The 15,714-nt window shown below is 66.1% G+C and carries 15 protein-coding genes; 3 read left to right on the forward strand and 12 right to left on the reverse strand.

Going from position 1 to position 15,714, the window contains the following annotated elements:
- A partial coding sequence (locus B2585_RS06500) for an efflux RND transporter permease subunit (RefSeq protein ID WP_292021212.1) occupies window positions 1–642 on the forward strand: 642 nt, incomplete at its 5' end.
- A gap of 129 nt (window positions 643–771) precedes the next feature.
- On the opposite strand, the gene B2585_RS06505 is transcribed toward B2585_RS06500, so the two are convergent.
- Together B2585_RS06505 and B2585_RS06510 are read right to left on the reverse strand one after the other, a co-directional pair.
- The gene (locus B2585_RS06505) at window positions 772–2,622 is read right to left on the reverse strand and encodes an ABCB family ABC transporter ATP-binding protein/permease (RefSeq protein ID WP_292021214.1); all 1,851 of its coding nucleotides are present in this window, start codon (window positions 2,620–2,622) and stop codon (window positions 772–774) included.
- Window positions 2,623–2,680: 58 nt separating this feature from the next.
- Window positions 2,681–4,933 (reverse strand): LysM peptidoglycan-binding domain-containing protein, encoded by a 2,253-nt coding sequence (locus B2585_RS06510; RefSeq protein ID WP_292021216.1) that lies wholly within the window; start codon window positions 4,931–4,933, stop codon window positions 2,681–2,683.
- A gap of 104 nt (window positions 4,934–5,037) precedes the next feature.
- On the opposite strand from B2585_RS06510, the gene B2585_RS06515 reads away from it, so the two are divergent.
- Window positions 5,038–5,616 carry a TIGR00730 family Rossman fold protein gene (locus B2585_RS06515; RefSeq protein WP_292021218.1) on the forward strand — a complete coding sequence of 193 codons (579 nt, stop codon included), beginning with the start codon at window positions 5,038–5,040 and terminating at the stop codon, window positions 5,614–5,616.
- On the opposite strand, the gene rarD is transcribed toward B2585_RS06515, so the two are convergent.
- The 3 genes from rarD to B2585_RS06530 all read right to left on the reverse strand — a co-directional run bounded on the left by rarD (window position 5,532) and on the right by B2585_RS06530 (window position 8,015).
- Window positions 5,532–6,473, reverse strand: coding sequence for an EamA family transporter RarD (gene rarD, locus B2585_RS06520; protein ID WP_292021220.1), 942 nt, complete (start codon window positions 6,471–6,473; stop codon window positions 5,532–5,534). The genes B2585_RS06515 and rarD overlap by 85 nt on opposite strands.
- Before the next feature lie 108 nt (window positions 6,474–6,581).
- Window positions 6,582–7,037 (reverse strand): host attachment family protein, encoded by a 456-nt coding sequence (locus tag B2585_RS06525; RefSeq protein WP_292021222.1) that lies wholly within the window; start codon window positions 7,035–7,037, stop codon window positions 6,582–6,584.
- Between the two features lie 63 nt (window positions 7,038–7,100).
- On the reverse strand, window positions 7,101–8,015 hold the full coding sequence (locus B2585_RS06530; protein ID WP_292021223.1) for a LysR substrate-binding domain-containing protein: 915 nt from the start codon (window positions 8,013–8,015) through the stop codon (window positions 7,101–7,103).
- Window positions 8,016–8,131: 116 nt separating this feature from the next.
- Between B2585_RS06530 and B2585_RS06535 the strand changes: the two genes are divergently transcribed.
- The gene (locus B2585_RS06535; protein ID WP_292021225.1) at window positions 8,132–8,668 is read left to right on the forward strand and encodes a DUF6647 family protein; all 537 of its coding nucleotides are present in this window, start codon (window positions 8,132–8,134) and stop codon (window positions 8,666–8,668) included.
- A gap of 52 nt (window positions 8,669–8,720) precedes the next feature.
- Here the strand turns inward: B2585_RS06535 and B2585_RS06540 are convergent, their stop codons facing one another.
- From B2585_RS06540 to B2585_RS06570, 7 genes are all read right to left on the reverse strand, one after another.
- Window positions 8,721–8,948: a hypothetical protein gene (locus tag B2585_RS06540; RefSeq protein ID WP_292021228.1), complete on the reverse strand. Its 228-nt coding sequence runs from the start codon at window positions 8,946–8,948 to the stop codon at window positions 8,721–8,723.
- Window positions 8,949–9,128: 180 nt separating this feature from the next.
- Complete coding sequence (locus B2585_RS06545; protein WP_292021230.1) at window positions 9,129–9,728, reverse strand: superoxide dismutase; 600 nt, start codon at window positions 9,726–9,728, stop codon at window positions 9,129–9,131.
- A 214-nt stretch (window positions 9,729–9,942) separates the two neighbouring features.
- Entirely contained in the window at window positions 9,943–10,491 is a 549-nt protein-coding gene (locus B2585_RS06550; protein WP_292021233.1) for a sarcosine oxidase subunit gamma, read from the reverse strand.
- Window positions 10,484–13,498, reverse strand: a complete 3,015-nt coding sequence (locus B2585_RS06555; protein ID WP_292021235.1) for a sarcosine oxidase subunit alpha family protein — start codon at window positions 13,496–13,498, stop codon at window positions 10,484–10,486. Before B2585_RS06555 ends, B2585_RS06550 begins: the two co-directional genes overlap by 8 nt.
- Entirely contained in the window at window positions 13,495–13,818 is a 324-nt protein-coding gene (locus tag B2585_RS06560; protein WP_292021237.1) for a sarcosine oxidase subunit delta, read from the reverse strand. Before B2585_RS06560 ends, B2585_RS06555 begins: the two co-directional genes overlap by 4 nt.
- Window positions 13,819–13,914: 96 nt before the next feature.
- Window positions 13,915–14,175, reverse strand: a complete 261-nt coding sequence (locus B2585_RS06565) for a hypothetical protein (protein WP_292021239.1) — start codon at window positions 14,173–14,175, stop codon at window positions 13,915–13,917.
- Window positions 14,176–14,317: 142 nt separating this feature from the next.
- Window positions 14,318–15,565, reverse strand: coding sequence for a sarcosine oxidase subunit beta family protein (locus B2585_RS06570; protein WP_292021241.1), 1,248 nt, complete (start codon window positions 15,563–15,565; stop codon window positions 14,318–14,320).
- Between the last annotated feature and the right edge of the window lie 149 nt (window positions 15,566–15,714).

Raw genomic sequence — 15,714 nt, forward strand, 5'->3', positions numbered from 1 at the left:
GCCGGGATCGTGGTGAACAACAACATCGTGTTGATCGACACCTACCAGGAATACGCGCGCTACATGCCGCGCATCGAGGCGATCACCCGCACGGCCGAAAGCCGCATCCGCCCGGTGTTGCTGACCACGATCACCACGATGGCCGGCCTCGCGCCCATGATGTTCGGCCTTTCGTTCGACTTCATCAACGGCGGCTACTCGGTCAACGCGCCGACCGCGCTGTGGTGGGTCCAGCTCGCGACCGCCGTGGTCTTCGGCCTCGGGATCGCGACGATCCTCACGCTGGTCTTCACGCCCTCCATGCTGGCGCTGCGTGTCTGGGTGGGCGTCGGCGCCTACCGCAGCTTCGCGGGCCTCAAGTCCATGACCTGGGGACGCGGCTCGCGCACCGCGCGCGACCTCGCGCTTCAGAAACAGGCGAGAAAGACCAAGGTTGACGAGTTCGTATGGGACTTCGACGCGCCGGCGATCGAGGAAGATGACGGGGACGAGACGCCCACTGCGGACGAGCTCGACTACCTCCTCACCGCCCGCCGCTCGGCCGGAGACGGGATCGACGCCGACAGCGTAGAGACCGCGCCGGACGAGGACGACGCGCAGCCCGCACCCAGGCAAGGCCCCGACATCAAGGCCGCCGAATAGCGCCCCCTCTTCTTCGCTTCTGAGATACTTCGGGGGCAGCGCCCCTCACCCCGCCGACCTGCGCCTTGCGCAGGGCGGTGCTCATCCTGTGCGCGGGCTTGCCCGCGCTCCGTTTGGAAACGTCTGCCGTCAGGCGGCTTCGTCTTCTTCCTCGGCAAGCTGGCGCGCCCACATGGAGGCGTATTTGCCGCCGGTGAGCAGGAGCGCGTCGTGGCCGCCTTCTTCGACCACCTGCCCGTCCTGAAGCACCACGATCCGGTCCGCATCCGCAATGGTGGACAGCCGGTGCGCGATGGTAATGACCGTGCGCCCCTGGCCCATTTCCTTGAGCGAGTGCTGGATGTCGCGTTCGGTCTCGGTGTCGAGCGCCGAGGTCGCCTCGTCCAGAAGCAGGATCGGCGGGTTCTTGAGGATCGTGCGCGCGATGCCCACGCGCTGCTTCTCGCCACCCGACAGCTTGAGCCCCCGTTCGCCCACCTGCGTGTCGTAGCCTTCGGGGAGGCTCATCACGAAATCATGGATCCTTGCCGCCTTGGCCGCCGCCTCGATCTCGGCGTAGGAGGCGCCGTCCTTGCCGTAGGCGATGTTGTAGCGGATCGAGTCGTTGAACAGCACCGTGTCTTGCGGCACCACACCGATGGCGTCGTGGACGCTTTCCTGCGTGACATCGCGCAGGTCCTGCCCGTCGATGCGGATCGCGCCGCCGGTCACGTCGTAGAACCGGAACAGAAGCCGCCCGATGGTCGATTTGCCCGAACCGGAGGGGCCGACGATGGCCACCGTCTCGCCAGCCGCCGCCGTGATCGTCACGCCGTGCAGGATCGGGCGCTCCGGGTCATAGCCGAATTCCACCGCATCCAGTTCGACCCGGCCACCCTTCATCTCGAGCGCAGGCGCGCCGGGCTTGTCGGCCACTTCGGTGGGCTGTTCGAGCAGGTCGAACATTTCGGCCATGTCGACGAGCGCCTGCCGGATCTCACGGTACACGCTGCCGAGGAAGTTGAGGGGCATGGTGATCTGGATCATGTAGGCGTTGACCATGACGAAGTCGCCAGTGGTCAGAGAGCCGTTCTGCACGCCGATGGCCGCCATCACCATCACGGCCACGAGCCCGCCGGTGATGATGAAGCTCTGGCCCGCGTTGAGGAAAGCCAGCGACTGCGACGTCTTGATCGCCGCGCCCTCGTATCCTTCCATCGCGCTGTCGTAGCGCCGCGCCTCGCGTTTCTCGGCACCGAAATACTTGACGGTTTCGAAGTTCAGAAGGCTGTCGATGGCCTTCTGGTTCGCATCCGTATCCTGATCGTTCATCTGCTTGCGCAGCTTCACGCGCCATTCGGTCACGGCGAAGGTGAAGCGGATATAGACGGCGATGGTCGCCACCACGGCGGCCAGATACCAGACGTCGAAGGCGAAAAAGAAGATCCCGCAGACCAGCGCCAGTTCGATGAAGAGCGGGATGATGTTGAACAGCAGGAACCGCAGGAGGAACTCCACGCCCTTCACCCCCCGCTCCATGATCCGGCTCAGCCCACCCGTCTTGCGCGTGATGTGATAGCGCAGCGACATGGCGTGGATGTGCTGGAACGTCTCAAGCGCCATCGACCGGAGCGCGCCTTGCGCCACCTTGGCGAAGACCCCGTCGCGCAGCTGCTGAAACCCGACCGACAGGAACCGCGCCACGCCATAGGCGACCGTGAGACCGATCGCGCCGATGGCCAGCAGCCAGGCGGCATTGGTGCCGGTTTCGCCGGTGAGCCCGTCGACGGCGGCCTTGTAGAAAAACGGCGTGACGACGGCGATGAGCTTGGCCCCGATCAGGAGCGCCATCGCGACGACGACGCGGATGCGCGCCTCGCGGTTGTCCTTGGGCCAGAGATAGGGCGACACCCGCTTGATCGTGCGCAGGCCGCTGCCCGCCTGCGTCCCGTCGAGCCGTGCTTCGCTTACAGATCTCTTGCCGCTGCCCGGTCGTCTCATGCCTGTCCCTTCCCGTCAGAGCCTTTCACCTAGGGTCTCGTCGGGGAAAAGGCCAGCCTCACTCCACGTTTTCGGGGAGGTTGAAGACCTGGCCGGGATAGATCAGGTCCGGGTCGCGGATCTTGTCGCGGTTGGCCTGGAACACCTGCACATACAGCAGGCCGTCACCGTAGCGCTCCCGCGAGATCGCCCAGAGGGTCGAGCCGGGCTGCACGGTGATGGCCGAGATCATCGGCTCCGCCTCCGGCGCGGCCGGTGGGGCGGCGGCGGCCTGCACGGCCGGCGCGGAGCTGTCCACCTGCGGTTGGTCTGCGGCTCCGGTCATGTCGGTTGCCGCGGTGTCGGGGTCCGGCGTCTCGGGCGTGCCAGCGAGCGGCGTCTCATCCGCGTCCGGCGGCGGTGTGGCAGCGTCCGCAGGCGGGGCGTCGGCGGTTTGCGGCGCGTCCGGCGCGTCTGGGGGCGTGCTGTCCACCGGCGCGTCAGTGGTGGCGGGCGCAGACGTCGGGGCCGTGTCGGCCATATCGGAAGGCGGAGTTTCCGCTGCCCCGGCGGGCGTCGTGTCCGGTGTGTCCTGACCAAGGGCGGCCATGAGCATTTCGGGGTCTTCGCGTTTGAAAGGCGACTCCACCCGTGCGGTCACGCCGCCGTCCGGGCCGATCTCGTCCACGCGCATGGTGTAGATACCGGGCGCCACGCTGTCGGGCAGAGTCAGGCGCCACTGCCCGTCGGGGCCGACGGTGGCCTCGCCCACGGCGGTGTTGTCGAGGTAGAGGCGCACCTGCTGACCGCCCTCGCCCCGGCCGGAAATCGTCACCTCGCCCGCATCGTCATAGGCGATGGCGTCGAGCGACAGGTCGGGCATGTCGGCCGGGCGCACTTCTTCGATCACGCGAATCCCGTCCCTGTCGGCGCGCAGGACGCGCGGCGGGAGGTCGGCGTCCGGGGTCGTCGTTGCGGCCACTTCGGCGTCGTCAGCCTCCGGCGTCGCTGCGGGGGCGTCGTCGGCGCTCTCTGGCGTTGAGGCAGCCTGATCCGGCGCGGGGTCTGCCGGCGGTGTATCTGCGACCTCGGGTTCCGGGTCGGGTTGCATCTCCTGCGCGGACGCCTCCGGCTGTGTGGTGTCCGGCGTGGTCGGCTCGGGCGAGGCGGGTTCGGGCGAAAGTGCGGCCATCTCGGTCGTGTCGTCCGTGGCTGGCGCCGGGTCGGTCTGGCCGGACGTGTCTTCACCCTCGGCCGCCGCCATCTCGGGCGCGGCGTCCCTCACCGGGGTCTCGGAGGCGTTCGGCACCGTCTCGGGCGCGAGGGCGCTTGTGGCCTCCGGTGCGCCGGTATCCTCTGCGGGCGCTTCGGGCAGCTGCCCGACGGTCACGGGGCTTTCTGGCTGATCCGGCGCAATCGCGTCCGAGGCATCGGCCAGCGCCAGCGGCTCGTCATCAGGGGTTTCCGTCGGCGCCTCGGTCACGGCTGCGGCGTCCGGTGTTTCGGGCGCGTCCACCGGCGCTTCGGCGACCTGCACGGGCGCTTCGCGCGGCTCTACGATGCGGCTGTCCTCGGCATAGACGAGCGCGCCCTCAGGCGGGCGGATCGCCATGCGCACGACGCGCGGCACGCCGGAGAGGGCGAGGTCGAAGAGAGCGGCGAAATCGCCTGAGGAGTTGGCGGTCGCTGTGGCCACCTCCTGACCGTCGAGGAAGATGACGACGTCAGCGCCCGGATCTGCCTGCCCTGCCACGACGGCGGTGCCCTTGGCGGGAAAGCGGATGTTGCCGAAGACCGGCGGCGCAGGACTGTCGGGCCCAGCGTCAGGCGTTTCGGCCACGTCCGGCGCGTCGGAGGGCGCCTCGTCGGTCGCCTCCTCGGACGGCGCGATGGCGGACGGCGGGAGCGTCGAGGTGACGGAATAGACCGGATCGCCGCCACCTTCGGGCAGCGCGGCGAGGCGCAGCTCGCGCGGATCGGCGGAGCGCGGCAGGTCGAGGAGCATCGTGACCTCGCCCGCCTCGTCGGTCATGGCTTCGCCCACGACCTTGTCGTCGACGAGCGCCTGCACGGTGGTATTGGGGTCAGCGGTGGCGGACACGGTCGTGCCGTCATCGCCCAAAGCCACATCCGTGATCTCGGGTGCGCTTGGCGTCTGCGCCGGCGCCTCGGACCCGACCGGTGGCGTTTCCGGCTCGGCCGGTGTTTGGGTCGACGAAACATCCTGCGGCGCGGGATCGTCCATCGTGGCGACGTAACCCGCCACCACGGCAACGCCGGCTGCGGACGCGCCCAAGGCCCATCCCAGCCAACCTTTCAGCAAGCTGCCCATTCTTACCCTTTCGCCGTCCCCCGAACGCCCCGTTTCCCCAGAGCTTGAGCGACCTTATCAACCGGTCTATCACGGGTCAAAACACTTTCCCGAAAGGCTAACCCATGTCCGCCCCTCATGCCTCTGTCTGTGTCTTCTGCGGCTCACGTTTCGGCGCGGATCCGGCCTTCGAGACTGACGCGCGCGCCGTGGGGGCGCTTCTGGCCGACCGGAACTGGCAGTTGGTCTATGGTGCGGGCGATGTCGGGCTGATGGGCGCGGTGGCGCAGGCGGCGCAGGAGGCCGGAGGCCGGACCTTCGGGGTGATCCCGACCCACCTGCTCGACCTCGAGGTCGGCAAGCGCGACCTCACGAGTTTCGTGGTCACCGAGAACATGCACGAGCGCAAGAAGGTGATGTTCATGAATTCGGATGCCGTCGTGGTGCTTCCGGGCGGGGCCGGGTCGCTCGACGAGTTCTTCGAGGTGCTCACATGGCGTCAGCTTGGTCTTCACGACAAGCCCGTGATCCTGCTCAACACCGCCGGCTACTGGGACCCGCTCACGGGCCTGATGCGCCACGTCATCGAACAGGGCTTCGCCGATGCCTCGCTGCTCGATTACGTCAGCGTCGCGGCCGACGTCGCGTCCCTCGCGCGGACCCTGGACGCGGCCCTTTCCTCGCGCAGCGTCACGAAGGAATAGAGCGCGAGCGCCAGCCAGATCAGCGGCAGAGCGATCAGGTGCCAGCGCGTGACCGGTTCTAGGAAAAGAAACGTCGCCACAAGGAATTGCAGCGTGGGGTTGATGTATTGCAGCAATCCCACGAGCCCGTAGCCCAACCGCTTGGCGGCGTAGGAAAACAGGATCAGCGGCGTGCCGGTCAGAACACCGGAAAAGGCCAAAAGCAGCGTGTCGTGCCAGTTGGTCCCGAACGCGCCAAGGTTGCGGCCCACGATCCCCTCCCATCCCAACGCATGGACCCCGACGAGCCAGAGGATCGCAAGCGGGGCGAGCAGCACCACTTCTGCCGTGACGCTGGCCACGGGCCCGGCCACGACGCCTTTCTTCGCGACACCGTAAAAGCCGAAGGTGCCTGCGAGGGTGAGGGAAATCCACGGCGCGGCCCCGAGTCCCAGGGTCAGGATGAGGACAGCGACGGCCGCGATGGCGACCGCGAGTCCCCGAACCGGGCCGAGGCGTTCGCGAAAGATCACAACGCCCAGCAGCACCGCGACGAGCGGGAAGATGTAGTAGCCAAGCGAGGCCCCGAGCGCGCGCCCGGTCTGCACCGAGAAGATGAAGAAAAACCAGTTGGTCGAAATCATCACAGCCGCGAGCGCCACCAACAGCACCTGACGGCTGCCGATGAGCCGCACCACTTCGTTCAGTCGACCGCGAAATGCGAGCAGAAGGCCGAAGAACACCATCGACCAGAGCGTGCGGTGGGACAGGACCTCAAGCGGTGGGACGTGGGACAGGGTTTTGTAGTAGATCGACGACAGGCCCCAGATCACGCAAGCGCCGATCATCGCCAGAAGTCCCTTGACCGTATAGCTCACGTCGTTCGTCCCAATAAATGCCCGAGGCGTGCGACGTGACAGACCCTCGGCACGGGGTCAAGCGCCCGGAATGGCGACCACCCAAAGGGTGGCCGCCTGATGCGCGGGTCAGGCCGCTTCGAGTTCTTCCTTGAGTATCTTTTCCATCTCATCGAGCGGATGGTTGGTGAGAAGCTTCTTCACCTCGCCGACGACGCGGCTTTCCACTTCCTTGTGCAGTTCGTGGCGCAGATCACCCAGAAGCTGCGGCGGACAGGCGATGACGATCTTGTCGAACGCGCCCTTGTGCGCCTTTTTGTACAGGATGTCGGCAAGGTCGGATGCGAAGCGTTCCTTCGCCAGTTCGTGCCAGTCGGTATCGTCCAGCGACGAGCGTTGCTGAACGCCGGTGTCGTTCATCCGGCCGGGGCGGTTTGCCGATTGTTCGTGGTCTGAGGGGTTTTCCTGCTCTTCCTCGCGGGTCACGATGAGATGCGGGTTTTCTCCATCCGCAACGTTCTCGAGAAACAGGGCCTTTTCGCTGTCAGCGACCAGCACCCAAGTGCCATTTTCGATCTGTGTCACGCGGGGCTCCTTTTCGGTGTCATATCGAAAGGGAAACGCTCTGCGCTCTGGCGGAGTTCCGTCTTATTCGGCGGCGCTGACCACGGTGCGGGGCCGCGCGTCCTCCGCCACTTCTGCGTGCAGCCAAGTGCGGAAGGCCGCGATCAACGGCTCCTCTGCGCGCGCCTCATCACAGGCGAAGGAATAGATGACGAAAGGCATCGTGACGGTATCGAAGAGCCGCAAGAGACGCCCCGAGGCCACCGTGTCACGCACCATCATGTCATAGGCGAGCGCGACGCCTCCGCCCTGCTCTGCCGCCGTGGTCGCCAGCTCGCAGTTCGGAAATTCCGGGCCTGCGGGCATCTGCGGGGGCAAATGCCCCGCCAGTTCGAACCACTCGGCCCACATATCCATCGTCTCGTCATGCATGAGCGTCGCGCGGCAGAGGTCCGCAGGCGTTTCGATCCCCAGCCGCGCCTTGATGTCCGGACGCACGACCGGATAGCGCGCCGACGACATCAGGGGTTCGACCATCACACCGGGCACCGGCGCGTCGGCCCAGTGAATCACCACATCGGCGTCATTCGTCGCGAAATCGGTGGAAGGCGCCCCGACCGAGACGCGCAGCCGCAGCCGGTCGGCATGGGCGAAGCCGCCCATGCGCGGCACCATCCAGCGCGCCGCGAAGCCCGGCGTGCAGAGCACACGCAATACCTCGGGCTGCGCCCCGGCCCGGGCTTCGCGCGTCGCGCCATCGATCCCGTCCAGCAAACCAGCGAGGCGGCCCGCATAGGTCTCGCCCGTGAACGTCAGGTGCATGGCGTTGCCGCGCCGTTCGAACAACCGGGTGTCGAGGAACTCCTCCAGCGCGCGCACCTGATGGCTGACCGCCGAGGGTGACAGGCACAGCTCATCGGCGGCATCCTTGAAACTCATGAGCCGGGCGGCGGCCTCGAAGGCGCGCACCGCGGCGAAGGGTGGAAGCTTGCGTCCCATTGCGCGTGAATCCCGTTCATCCGCAGGTGAAAAACCGTCTTTTGCGGTCGGTGCCTTCAGATTTTAGCATCAAATCAGGCTCAAAACCAAATCCATCCAAAGACGGAGACATCCCAATGTCTTACCTGCCCCGCGTCGGCCGCTGGCTGGCGACTCTCTCCCTGTGTCTGATCGCCCCGCTGACGCCCGTGTCAGCCGAAGACGTCCACCCGGCGGCGCTCACGCGGTCAGATGTCGTGGGGGCGCCCCTCGTCGGGATGCTCGAGGACTGGCTCGATACCCATGTCCCCTGGCCCCGGCGCGGGTCCGCGCCCCGCGTCGAACTGATCATGCCGCGGGACGCGAACCTCATCGGCGGTCTGCCGGGACGCGGTCACGGCGACACGCGCGGGCTTTATGATGGGGAGACCGGGACGATCTATCTCGTGCAGCCGTGGTCGGCAGAAGACCCTCAAGACATGGCCGTGCTGCTTCATGAACTGGTCCACCACCGGCAGGCCCCGCACCACTTCTACTGTCCCGCCGCGCAGGAAGAGGGCGCCTACCGCGCGCAGGAGGCATGGCTCGCGAACCTCGGCCTTACGGCGGACATCAACTGGACGGCGGTCATTCTGGAGGCGGGCTGCACGCCGCGCGACATTCACCCGGACTGACAGAAAAAGGCCCCGCTCACTGGCGGGGCCTCGGTTCCGTATACGGGTCGGGTCAGACCTTTTCCTTGTCACCCGACCCGTCCTCGTCGCCACCCAGCGGGCGGGTGTTGCCGGCGGAGGTCTCATCCACCCGCTTCTCCTCGTCCCTCGTGCCGACTTTTCGCTGAAGGTTGCCGCCCTTGGCCCCTTCCTGCGCGGTCTCGTCCAGCTTTTCGGGCTTGCCGCCGAGGATCTCTTCAGTCTCGCTATGTCCGTCCTTGGAGCGTTTGCGTTCAGCCATGTGAGCCTCCTTTCGCCTTTCCCCCAAAACGCCTCGCGCGCGCGCCCTGTTCCAGAGCTTGCTTTGGTGGGCCCAAAGCCCCGACCGGGAGGTTTGGTCTGCGCCTGTGCAGACCAAACCCACAAAAAAAAGCGGCCGCCCCTTGGGGCGGCCACCGTTCAGCAACTCTTGGGTCAGGGATCACATGCGCGAGGCGACGTTTTCCCAGTTCACGAGGTTGTCGAGGAAGTTCGTGAGGTAGGCCGGACGCTTGTTGCGGAAGTCGATGTAGTAAGAGTGCTCCCACACGTCGCAGCCCAGAAGCGCGGTCTGACCGAAGCAGAGCGGGTTCACGCCGTTCTCGGTCTTGGTCACCTTGAGCGACCCGTCGGTGTCTTTCACCAGCCAGGCCCAGCCCGAGCCGAACTGTCCGGCGCCGGCGGCGGAGAAGTCTTCCTTGAACTTGTCGACCGAGCCGAAGGCTTCGGTGAGCGCTTTTTCCAGCTCGCCCGGCATCTTTTTCTCGCCCGGACCCATCATTTCCCAGAACTGGTTGTGGTTCCAGTATTGCGAGGCGTTGTTGAAGATCCCCGACTGGGCGACGGCGTTCGCGTCATAGGTGCCCTTGATGATCTCGTCGACGGACTTGCCTTCCCACTCGGTGCCGGCAATCGCCTTGTTGCCGTTGTCGACATAGGCCTTGTGGTGGATGTCGTGGTGATACTCCATCGTCTCCTTCGACATGCCAAGATCGGCCAGCGCGTCGTGGGCGTACGGAAGGTCGGGAAGTTCGAATGCCATTGGGATATCCCCCTGTTCTTCTGGTGTGCGTTGGGCCTTAGATGGGCCCCCGCCACGAACACAGTCAAGGGGCGCGGGGGCGGATTTCCCGTTTGCGGCGGATAATTTCGCGCACGAGAGCTGTGCAGGGAACCGCACGCGTCGCCGTCGCGTTTCGCAAAACCGGCGGGCGCGAAACATCGTCCGCGCCCGTATGTCACCCCATTCGTACGGATCAGAGGCCCAGTTCGGCACCCTTCTGGGCCGCGTTTTCCAACAGGCCGAAGACGTACTCGGCTTCGCTGCGGAAACACATGACCTCGAACCCATTCGCATCGGGTTTCCAGAACGCCCCCGCGGCCTGGGCAAGGCGTGTGCGCCGGATCATCCCGGGCTCGAAAGCGTCGAGGTTGGCGGGCGTGAGCTTGCGCAGAACCTCGTCGGCCTTCTCGCCCTCGACCCGGATCACGGCGCGCGCGTCCGACACGACAGCGACCAGCGCGTGATCCTTGCCCGCAGCCCCGCGTGCCGTTTCGGCCAGTGCCGGCGCATCCTCGTAAGGACACAGAACCAGCAGTTCGTCGGGCGACATCCAGCCCACGGCCAGCCCCTCTTTCGTCGCCATATGGAGCGTATCGGGGGTCGGCAGGCCGATCGCGGTCGCCACCCGCGTGAGCACTTCGGGCGCGCCACGCAGCGTGATCATGCCGCGACAGCCCGTATCGGTGACGCGGGCGAAGCCCGTGACGGTGGCGCCGTTCAGCGCGGAGACAGCCTTAGACATCGGCCTTGGCTCCTTCCTTGTCGTAGAAACAGGTGTCGACGATCTTCGCCTTGATGACCGTGCCGGTGCCGTCGAGGGTCGCGAAGTCGACCACCTCGCCCATCCGCTGCGGTCCCTCGTGAATCAGGCCCATCGCGATCCCCTTCCTGATGGTCGGCGAGTAGTAGGTCGAGGTCACGCGGCCGATGGTGTTGCGCTGGCCATTGGCGTTTCGCCCCTCGCCCACCGCATAGGCCCCGTCCGGGATGACCGAGCCGTCGAGGGTCTGGAGACCCACGAGCTGCCAGCGGTCCGGGCTGGCCATGAAAGACCGTTCCTGCGCGCGCTTGCCCAGATAGTCCTCTTTCTTCTTCGAGATCGCCCAGTGCAGGCCAAGATCCTGCGGGATCACGGTGCCGTCGGTTTCGTCCCCGATCATGATGAAGCCCTTTTCGGCGCGCATGATGTGCATCGCCTCGGTCCCGTAGGGTTGGATGCCGTGTTCGGCCCCCGCTTCGCGCACCTTCTCCCACAGTTCCGCGCCACGGTTGGCGGGCACCGCGATCTCGTAGCTGAGTTCGCCGGTGAAGCTGATGCGGAAGACCCGCGCCGGGATATCGGCGAGCGTGCCGTCGTGCCATGTCATGAAGGGCATCGCCTCTTTCGAGACGTCCATGCCGCCCAGAGCCTCCAGCACTTTCCGTGCTTTCGGACCAGCCACGGCGACCTGCGCGTATTGCTCGGTCAGGTTCGCGGTGTAGACCTTCCAATCCCACCATTCGCACTGGAGCCAGTCCTCCATGTGTCCGTGGATGCGGTCCGCGCCGCCGGTCGTGGTGTGGCAGAGCCAGGTCTGCTCGTCGATCCGGGCCACGACGCCGTCATCCGACAGGAACCCGTTTTCCGAACACATCAGGCCATAGCGGCATTTGCCCACCGGCAGCGTCGACATCATGTTGGTGTAGAGCATGTCGAGGAACTTGCCCGCATCCGGCCCGGTGACGAGGATCTTGCCCAGCGTCGAGGCGTCGAGCATGCCGACATTCTCGCGTGTGTTCACGATCTCTCGGTTCACCGCCTCGTGGTCACTCTCGCCGGTGCGCGCGAAGCAGAACGGACGGCGCCAGTGGCCCACCGGCTCCCACACCGCGCCTGCGGTTTCGTGCAGCGCATGCATCGGGGTGCGACGGATCGGTTGGAACAGGGGCCCCCGCGCTTCGCCCGCGATGGCGCCCATGCTGATCGGTGTATAGGGCGGGCGGAATGTGGTCGTGCCGGTCTGCGGGATGGGTTGACCCAGTGCATCAGAAAGAACGGCGAGGCCGTTGATGTTACTCAGTTTCCCCTGATCCGTCGCCATGCCGAGCGTGGTGTAGCGCTTGGCGTGTTCGACGCTCTGGTAGCCCTCCTGCGCGGCGAGCTGGACGTCTGACACCTTCACGTCGTTCTGGTAGTCGAGCCACATCTTCATGCGCTTGTCGGGACCCGCCGACGTCGGCATGATCCAGACCTGCTTGATCGGCTGCCGTTCGGTCTCGGCGGCCTTCGGCGCGGCTTTTCGGGTCAGCGTGCCGCCCGCGGCCTTGGCCGCCTGACGCCCGACTTCGTGTCCGTCGGCCAGCGCCTCGGCCAGACCCATCGCGCCAGAGGCGTTGCCCGCGGTCGCGACGAAGGCCTGCCCGTCCGCGCCCAGCGGCGGGCGTGTCGGGTCGGGCTTGAATATCGCCTCATGATCGTCCCAGGTGAGTTTGCCGCCACAGTGCGACCACAGGTGGACGACGGGCGACCAGCCGCCGGACATGGCGACGCAATCGCAGTCGATGGCTTCCGGGGAGGCCTTGCCTTCGAGGTCGGAGACCATCACGGCGGTCACGCCCTTCTTTCCCTTCACACCGACAAGCGCCTTGCCCGACATGAGCCTTATGCCCGCCTTGCGCGCCTTTTCGGCCAGTGGCCCCATGAGCGTCGGGCGCACGTCGATGATGGCGGGCACCTCGAGTTTCGCGGCCTTCAGCGCGAGCGCGGTCAGGTAGGCGTCGTCGTTGTTGGTCACGATCACCGTGCGCTTGCCGGGGGCCACGCCCCAGTTCACGACATAGTCGCGCACGGCCGAGGCGAGCATGACGCCCGGCACGTCGTTGCCCGGAAAGGACAACGGCCGCTCGATCGCGCCGGTGGCGGTCACGATCTGTTTCGCGCGGATGCGCCACAGGCGGTGGCGCGGGCGTCCGTCGCCGGGGGTCGTTTCGGCCACACGCTCATAGCCCAGCACATAACCGTGGTCATAGACACCGGCGCCCATGCAATTGGGCCGTAGCGTGACGTTCTGAGCGTTTTCAAGCCCTTCAACGGCAGAGTTCACCCATGTTTCCGGGTCGGTCCCGTCGATCTCGCCGCCGTCCACGGGCGCGCGCCCGCCCCAGTGGGCGGTCTGCTCCAGCACCATGACCTTGGCTCCGCCGGCGCCCGCAGCACGGGCCGCGGTAAGGCCCGCGACTCCCCCGCCGATCACGAGGACATCGGTGTGGTGATAGGCGTGTTCATAGCGGTCCGCATCCGGCTCGGTCGGAGACTGGCCCAGCCCCGCCGATTTGCGGATGAACGGCTCGAAAACGTGCTTCCACGCGAAACGCGGGAACATGAAGGTCTTGTAGTAGAACCCGGCGGGCAGGAAACGCGCGGCCATGTCGTTGACTGCGCCCACGTCGAAGTCGAGCGACGGCCAGTGGTTCTGGCTCGTCGCGGTCAGCCCGTCGAAGAGCGGCGTGGTGGTGGCGCGCTGGTTCGGCTCGAACCGGCCACCCCGCCCCAGGTTCATCAGTGCGTTGGGCTCTTCGACCCCGGCGGCGACGACGCCGCGCGGGCGGTGATACTTGAAACTGCGGCCCATGACCGACTGGCCGGCACCCAGAAGCGCGGAGGCGAGCGTGTCGCCCTCATAGCCTGTCATGGACTTGCCGTTGAACGTGAAGCGCAGTTGCTTGGAACGGTCGATAAGCCGCCCCTTTCCGTCGAGACGATGGCTCATCCCCGACCCTCCCATTCCGGCAGGCGTTTCTTGATCGCGGCGACGATGTCCTTGGGCGGTTCCGGCGTCTGGGCCGGATAGGTCCCGTAGACTTCGAGCGTCACGGTGTGGCGGGCCGCGAGGAACCATTTGCCGCAGCCATAGGCATGGCGCCAGCGTTCGAAATGCACGCCCTTGGGGTTCTCGCGACGAAACAGGTAGTCCTCGAACGCTTCGTCCGAGGCACCGACCGTTTCACGCTTGAGATGCGCCTCGCCACCCGGGGCGAGTTCGGTCTCGTCGGCCTCCACGCCGCAATAAGGACAGGTGAGGATCAGCATGTCGCGCCTCCGTCTCGGGTGGCGGGGGCGCCACGCAAAAGACCGGCCCACGCGCCACGGGGCGCGGGGCCGGTCATGTCTTGGGTTTCAGGGGAGTTACCGGGCCACGCCGTCGGCGCTGTCGTCAACAGTGCCTTCGAAATACCCCACGGCTTCGCCGATGGAGTTTTCCGGTTCATAGCCACGGTCAATCGAGACGTCGATGCCGCCGTTCGCGTTGCCGGACGCGTCGCCGAAAACGAACCACGCGATGATGGCCACGACGACGACAAGGATGCCGACGATGATGGCGAGCCAAGTGTTGCCACCGTCCGACTGGACGGTCGTACTGGTCGTATCGCTCGTATGTTCAGCCATTGGTGTGCTCCTGTGCTATCACAGCTTGGACGGACAACGCCGCCCGACAGGAGAGAGTTCCCGGATGAGCGCAGGGTAACCACCGGGAATTCCCGGATGAATTCCACAAGCGCCCCGCGTTTGCGGTCACGGTGATCGGCCATCAGTGTGCCACCCCCGCCGCGACGCTTTCGTCGATGAACCGGCCTTCGCGGAAGCGTTCCATACCGAAATCGGCCGCCAGCGGACCCGGTTCGCCCTTGGCGACAAGCTCGGCCATCGCCCAGCCGGAGCCGGGGATCGCCTTGAACCCGCCGGTGCCCCAGCCGCAGTTCACGAAGATGTTGCCCACGGGTGTTTTCGAGATAAGGGGAGACCGGTCGCCGGTCATGTCCACGATCCCGCCCCACTGGCGCAGCATCTTGAGGCGCGAGATCATGGGGAACGTCTCGACCAGCGCGCGGACGGTTTCCTCGATATGGTGGAAGCTGCCGCGCTGGGTGTAGTTGTTGAACCCGTCGGTGCCGCCGCCGATGACCATCTCGCCCTTGTCGGACTGGCTCATGTAGCCGTGGACGGTGTTGGCCATCACGACCACGTCCATGCAGGGCTTGATCGGCTCGGACACGAGCGCCTGAAGCGCGACGCTCTCGACCGGGAGGCGGAAGCCAGCCATTTCGGCCAGATCGGACGAATGCCCGGCCACCACCAGCGCGAGCTTGCCGCATTCGATCCGGCCCTTGGAGGTGTTCACCGCCTTGACCTGACCGGCCTCGGTCTCCACCCCCTGCACTGCGCAGTTCTGGATGATGTCCATGCCCATGTCGGTGCAGGCGCGGGCATAGCCCCAGGCCACCGCATCGTGACGCGCCGTGCCCGCACGGGCCTGCCAAAGCCCGCCGAGAACGGGATAACGCGGCCCGTCGAGGTTGATGATCGGGACGAGTTCCTTGACCTTCTCGGGCCCGATAAACGTCGTCTCGACCCCCTGCAACGCATTGGCATGGGCCGTGCGCTGATAACCACGCACCTCATGATGGGTCTGGGCCAGCATGATGACGCCACGCGGGCTGAACATGACGTTCATGTTCAGGTCCTGGCTCATCGTCTCATACAGCGAGCGCGACTTTTCATAGATCGCCGCAGACGGGTCCTGCAGGTAATTCGACCGGATGATCGTCGTGTTGCGGCCCGTGTTGCCGCCACCGAGCCAGCCCTTCTCGATCACCGCGACATTCGTGATGCCGAAGTTCTTGCCGAGGTAAAAGGCTGTCGCGAGTCCGTGCCCACCCGCGCCAACGACGATGACATCGTAGCGTTTCTTGGGTTCCGGATTGCCCCAGGCGCGTTCCCACCCGGTGTGGTAGCGCAGGGCCTCGCGGGCGATGGCAAAGGCTGAATAGCGTTTCATGCGACTCCCCGCAGGCTTGTTCGGGCGCAACATACCAACACGCTTCGCGCTGCCAATGCGGCAACCGGCACCCGTTGGCGCAAATGCGACATCAACTTGTCGCGGGTGGGCGGCGCCCTCATGTCGCAGGGGGTTTTGCCGGGCGTCAC

Source organism: Maritimibacter sp. UBA3975 (assembly GCF_002384975.1).
GTDB lineage: Bacteria > Pseudomonadota > Alphaproteobacteria > Rhodobacterales > Rhodobacteraceae > Maritimibacter.

What these genes read in the sequence shown, in the direction of transcription:
- B2585_RS06565 (WP_292021239.1), bottom strand. Translation starts at nt 14,175, where the DNA reads ATGGCTGAACATACGAGCGATACGACCAGTACGACCGTCCAGTCGGAC.
- B2585_RS06550 (WP_292021233.1), bottom strand. Translation starts at nt 10,491, where the DNA reads ATGTCTAAGGCTGTCTCCGCGCTGAACGGCGCCACCGTCACGGGCTTC.
- B2585_RS06540 (WP_292021228.1), bottom strand. Translation starts at nt 8,948, where the DNA reads ATGGCTGAACGCAAACGCTCCAAGGACGGACATAGCGAGACTGAAGAG.
- B2585_RS06545 (WP_292021230.1), bottom strand. Translation starts at nt 9,728, where the DNA reads ATGGCATTCGAACTTCCCGACCTTCCGTACGCCCACGACGCGCTGGCC.
- B2585_RS06510 (WP_292021216.1), bottom strand. Translation starts at nt 4,933, where the DNA reads ATGGGCAGCTTGCTGAAAGGTTGGCTGGGATGGGCCTTGGGCGCGTCC.
- B2585_RS06570 (WP_292021241.1), bottom strand. Translation starts at nt 15,565, where the DNA reads ATGAAACGCTATTCAGCCTTTGCCATCGCCCGCGAGGCCCTGCGCTAC.
- B2585_RS06555 (WP_292021235.1), bottom strand. Translation starts at nt 13,498, where the DNA reads ATGAGCCATCGTCTCGACGGAAAGGGGCGGCTTATCGACCGTTCCAAG.
- B2585_RS06515 (WP_292021218.1), top strand. Translation starts at nt 5,038, where the DNA reads ATGTCCGCCCCTCATGCCTCTGTCTGTGTCTTCTGCGGCTCACGTTTC.
- B2585_RS06505 (WP_292021214.1), bottom strand. Translation starts at nt 2,622, where the DNA reads ATGAGACGACCGGGCAGCGGCAAGAGATCTGTAAGCGAAGCACGGCTC.
- B2585_RS06530 (WP_292021223.1), bottom strand. Translation starts at nt 8,015, where the DNA reads ATGGGACGCAAGCTTCCACCCTTCGCCGCGGTGCGCGCCTTCGAGGCC.
- B2585_RS06560 (WP_292021237.1), bottom strand. Translation starts at nt 13,818, where the DNA reads ATGCTGATCCTCACCTGTCCTTATTGCGGCGTGGAGGCCGACGAGACC.
- B2585_RS06535 (WP_292021225.1), top strand. Translation starts at nt 8,132, where the DNA reads ATGTCTTACCTGCCCCGCGTCGGCCGCTGGCTGGCGACTCTCTCCCTG.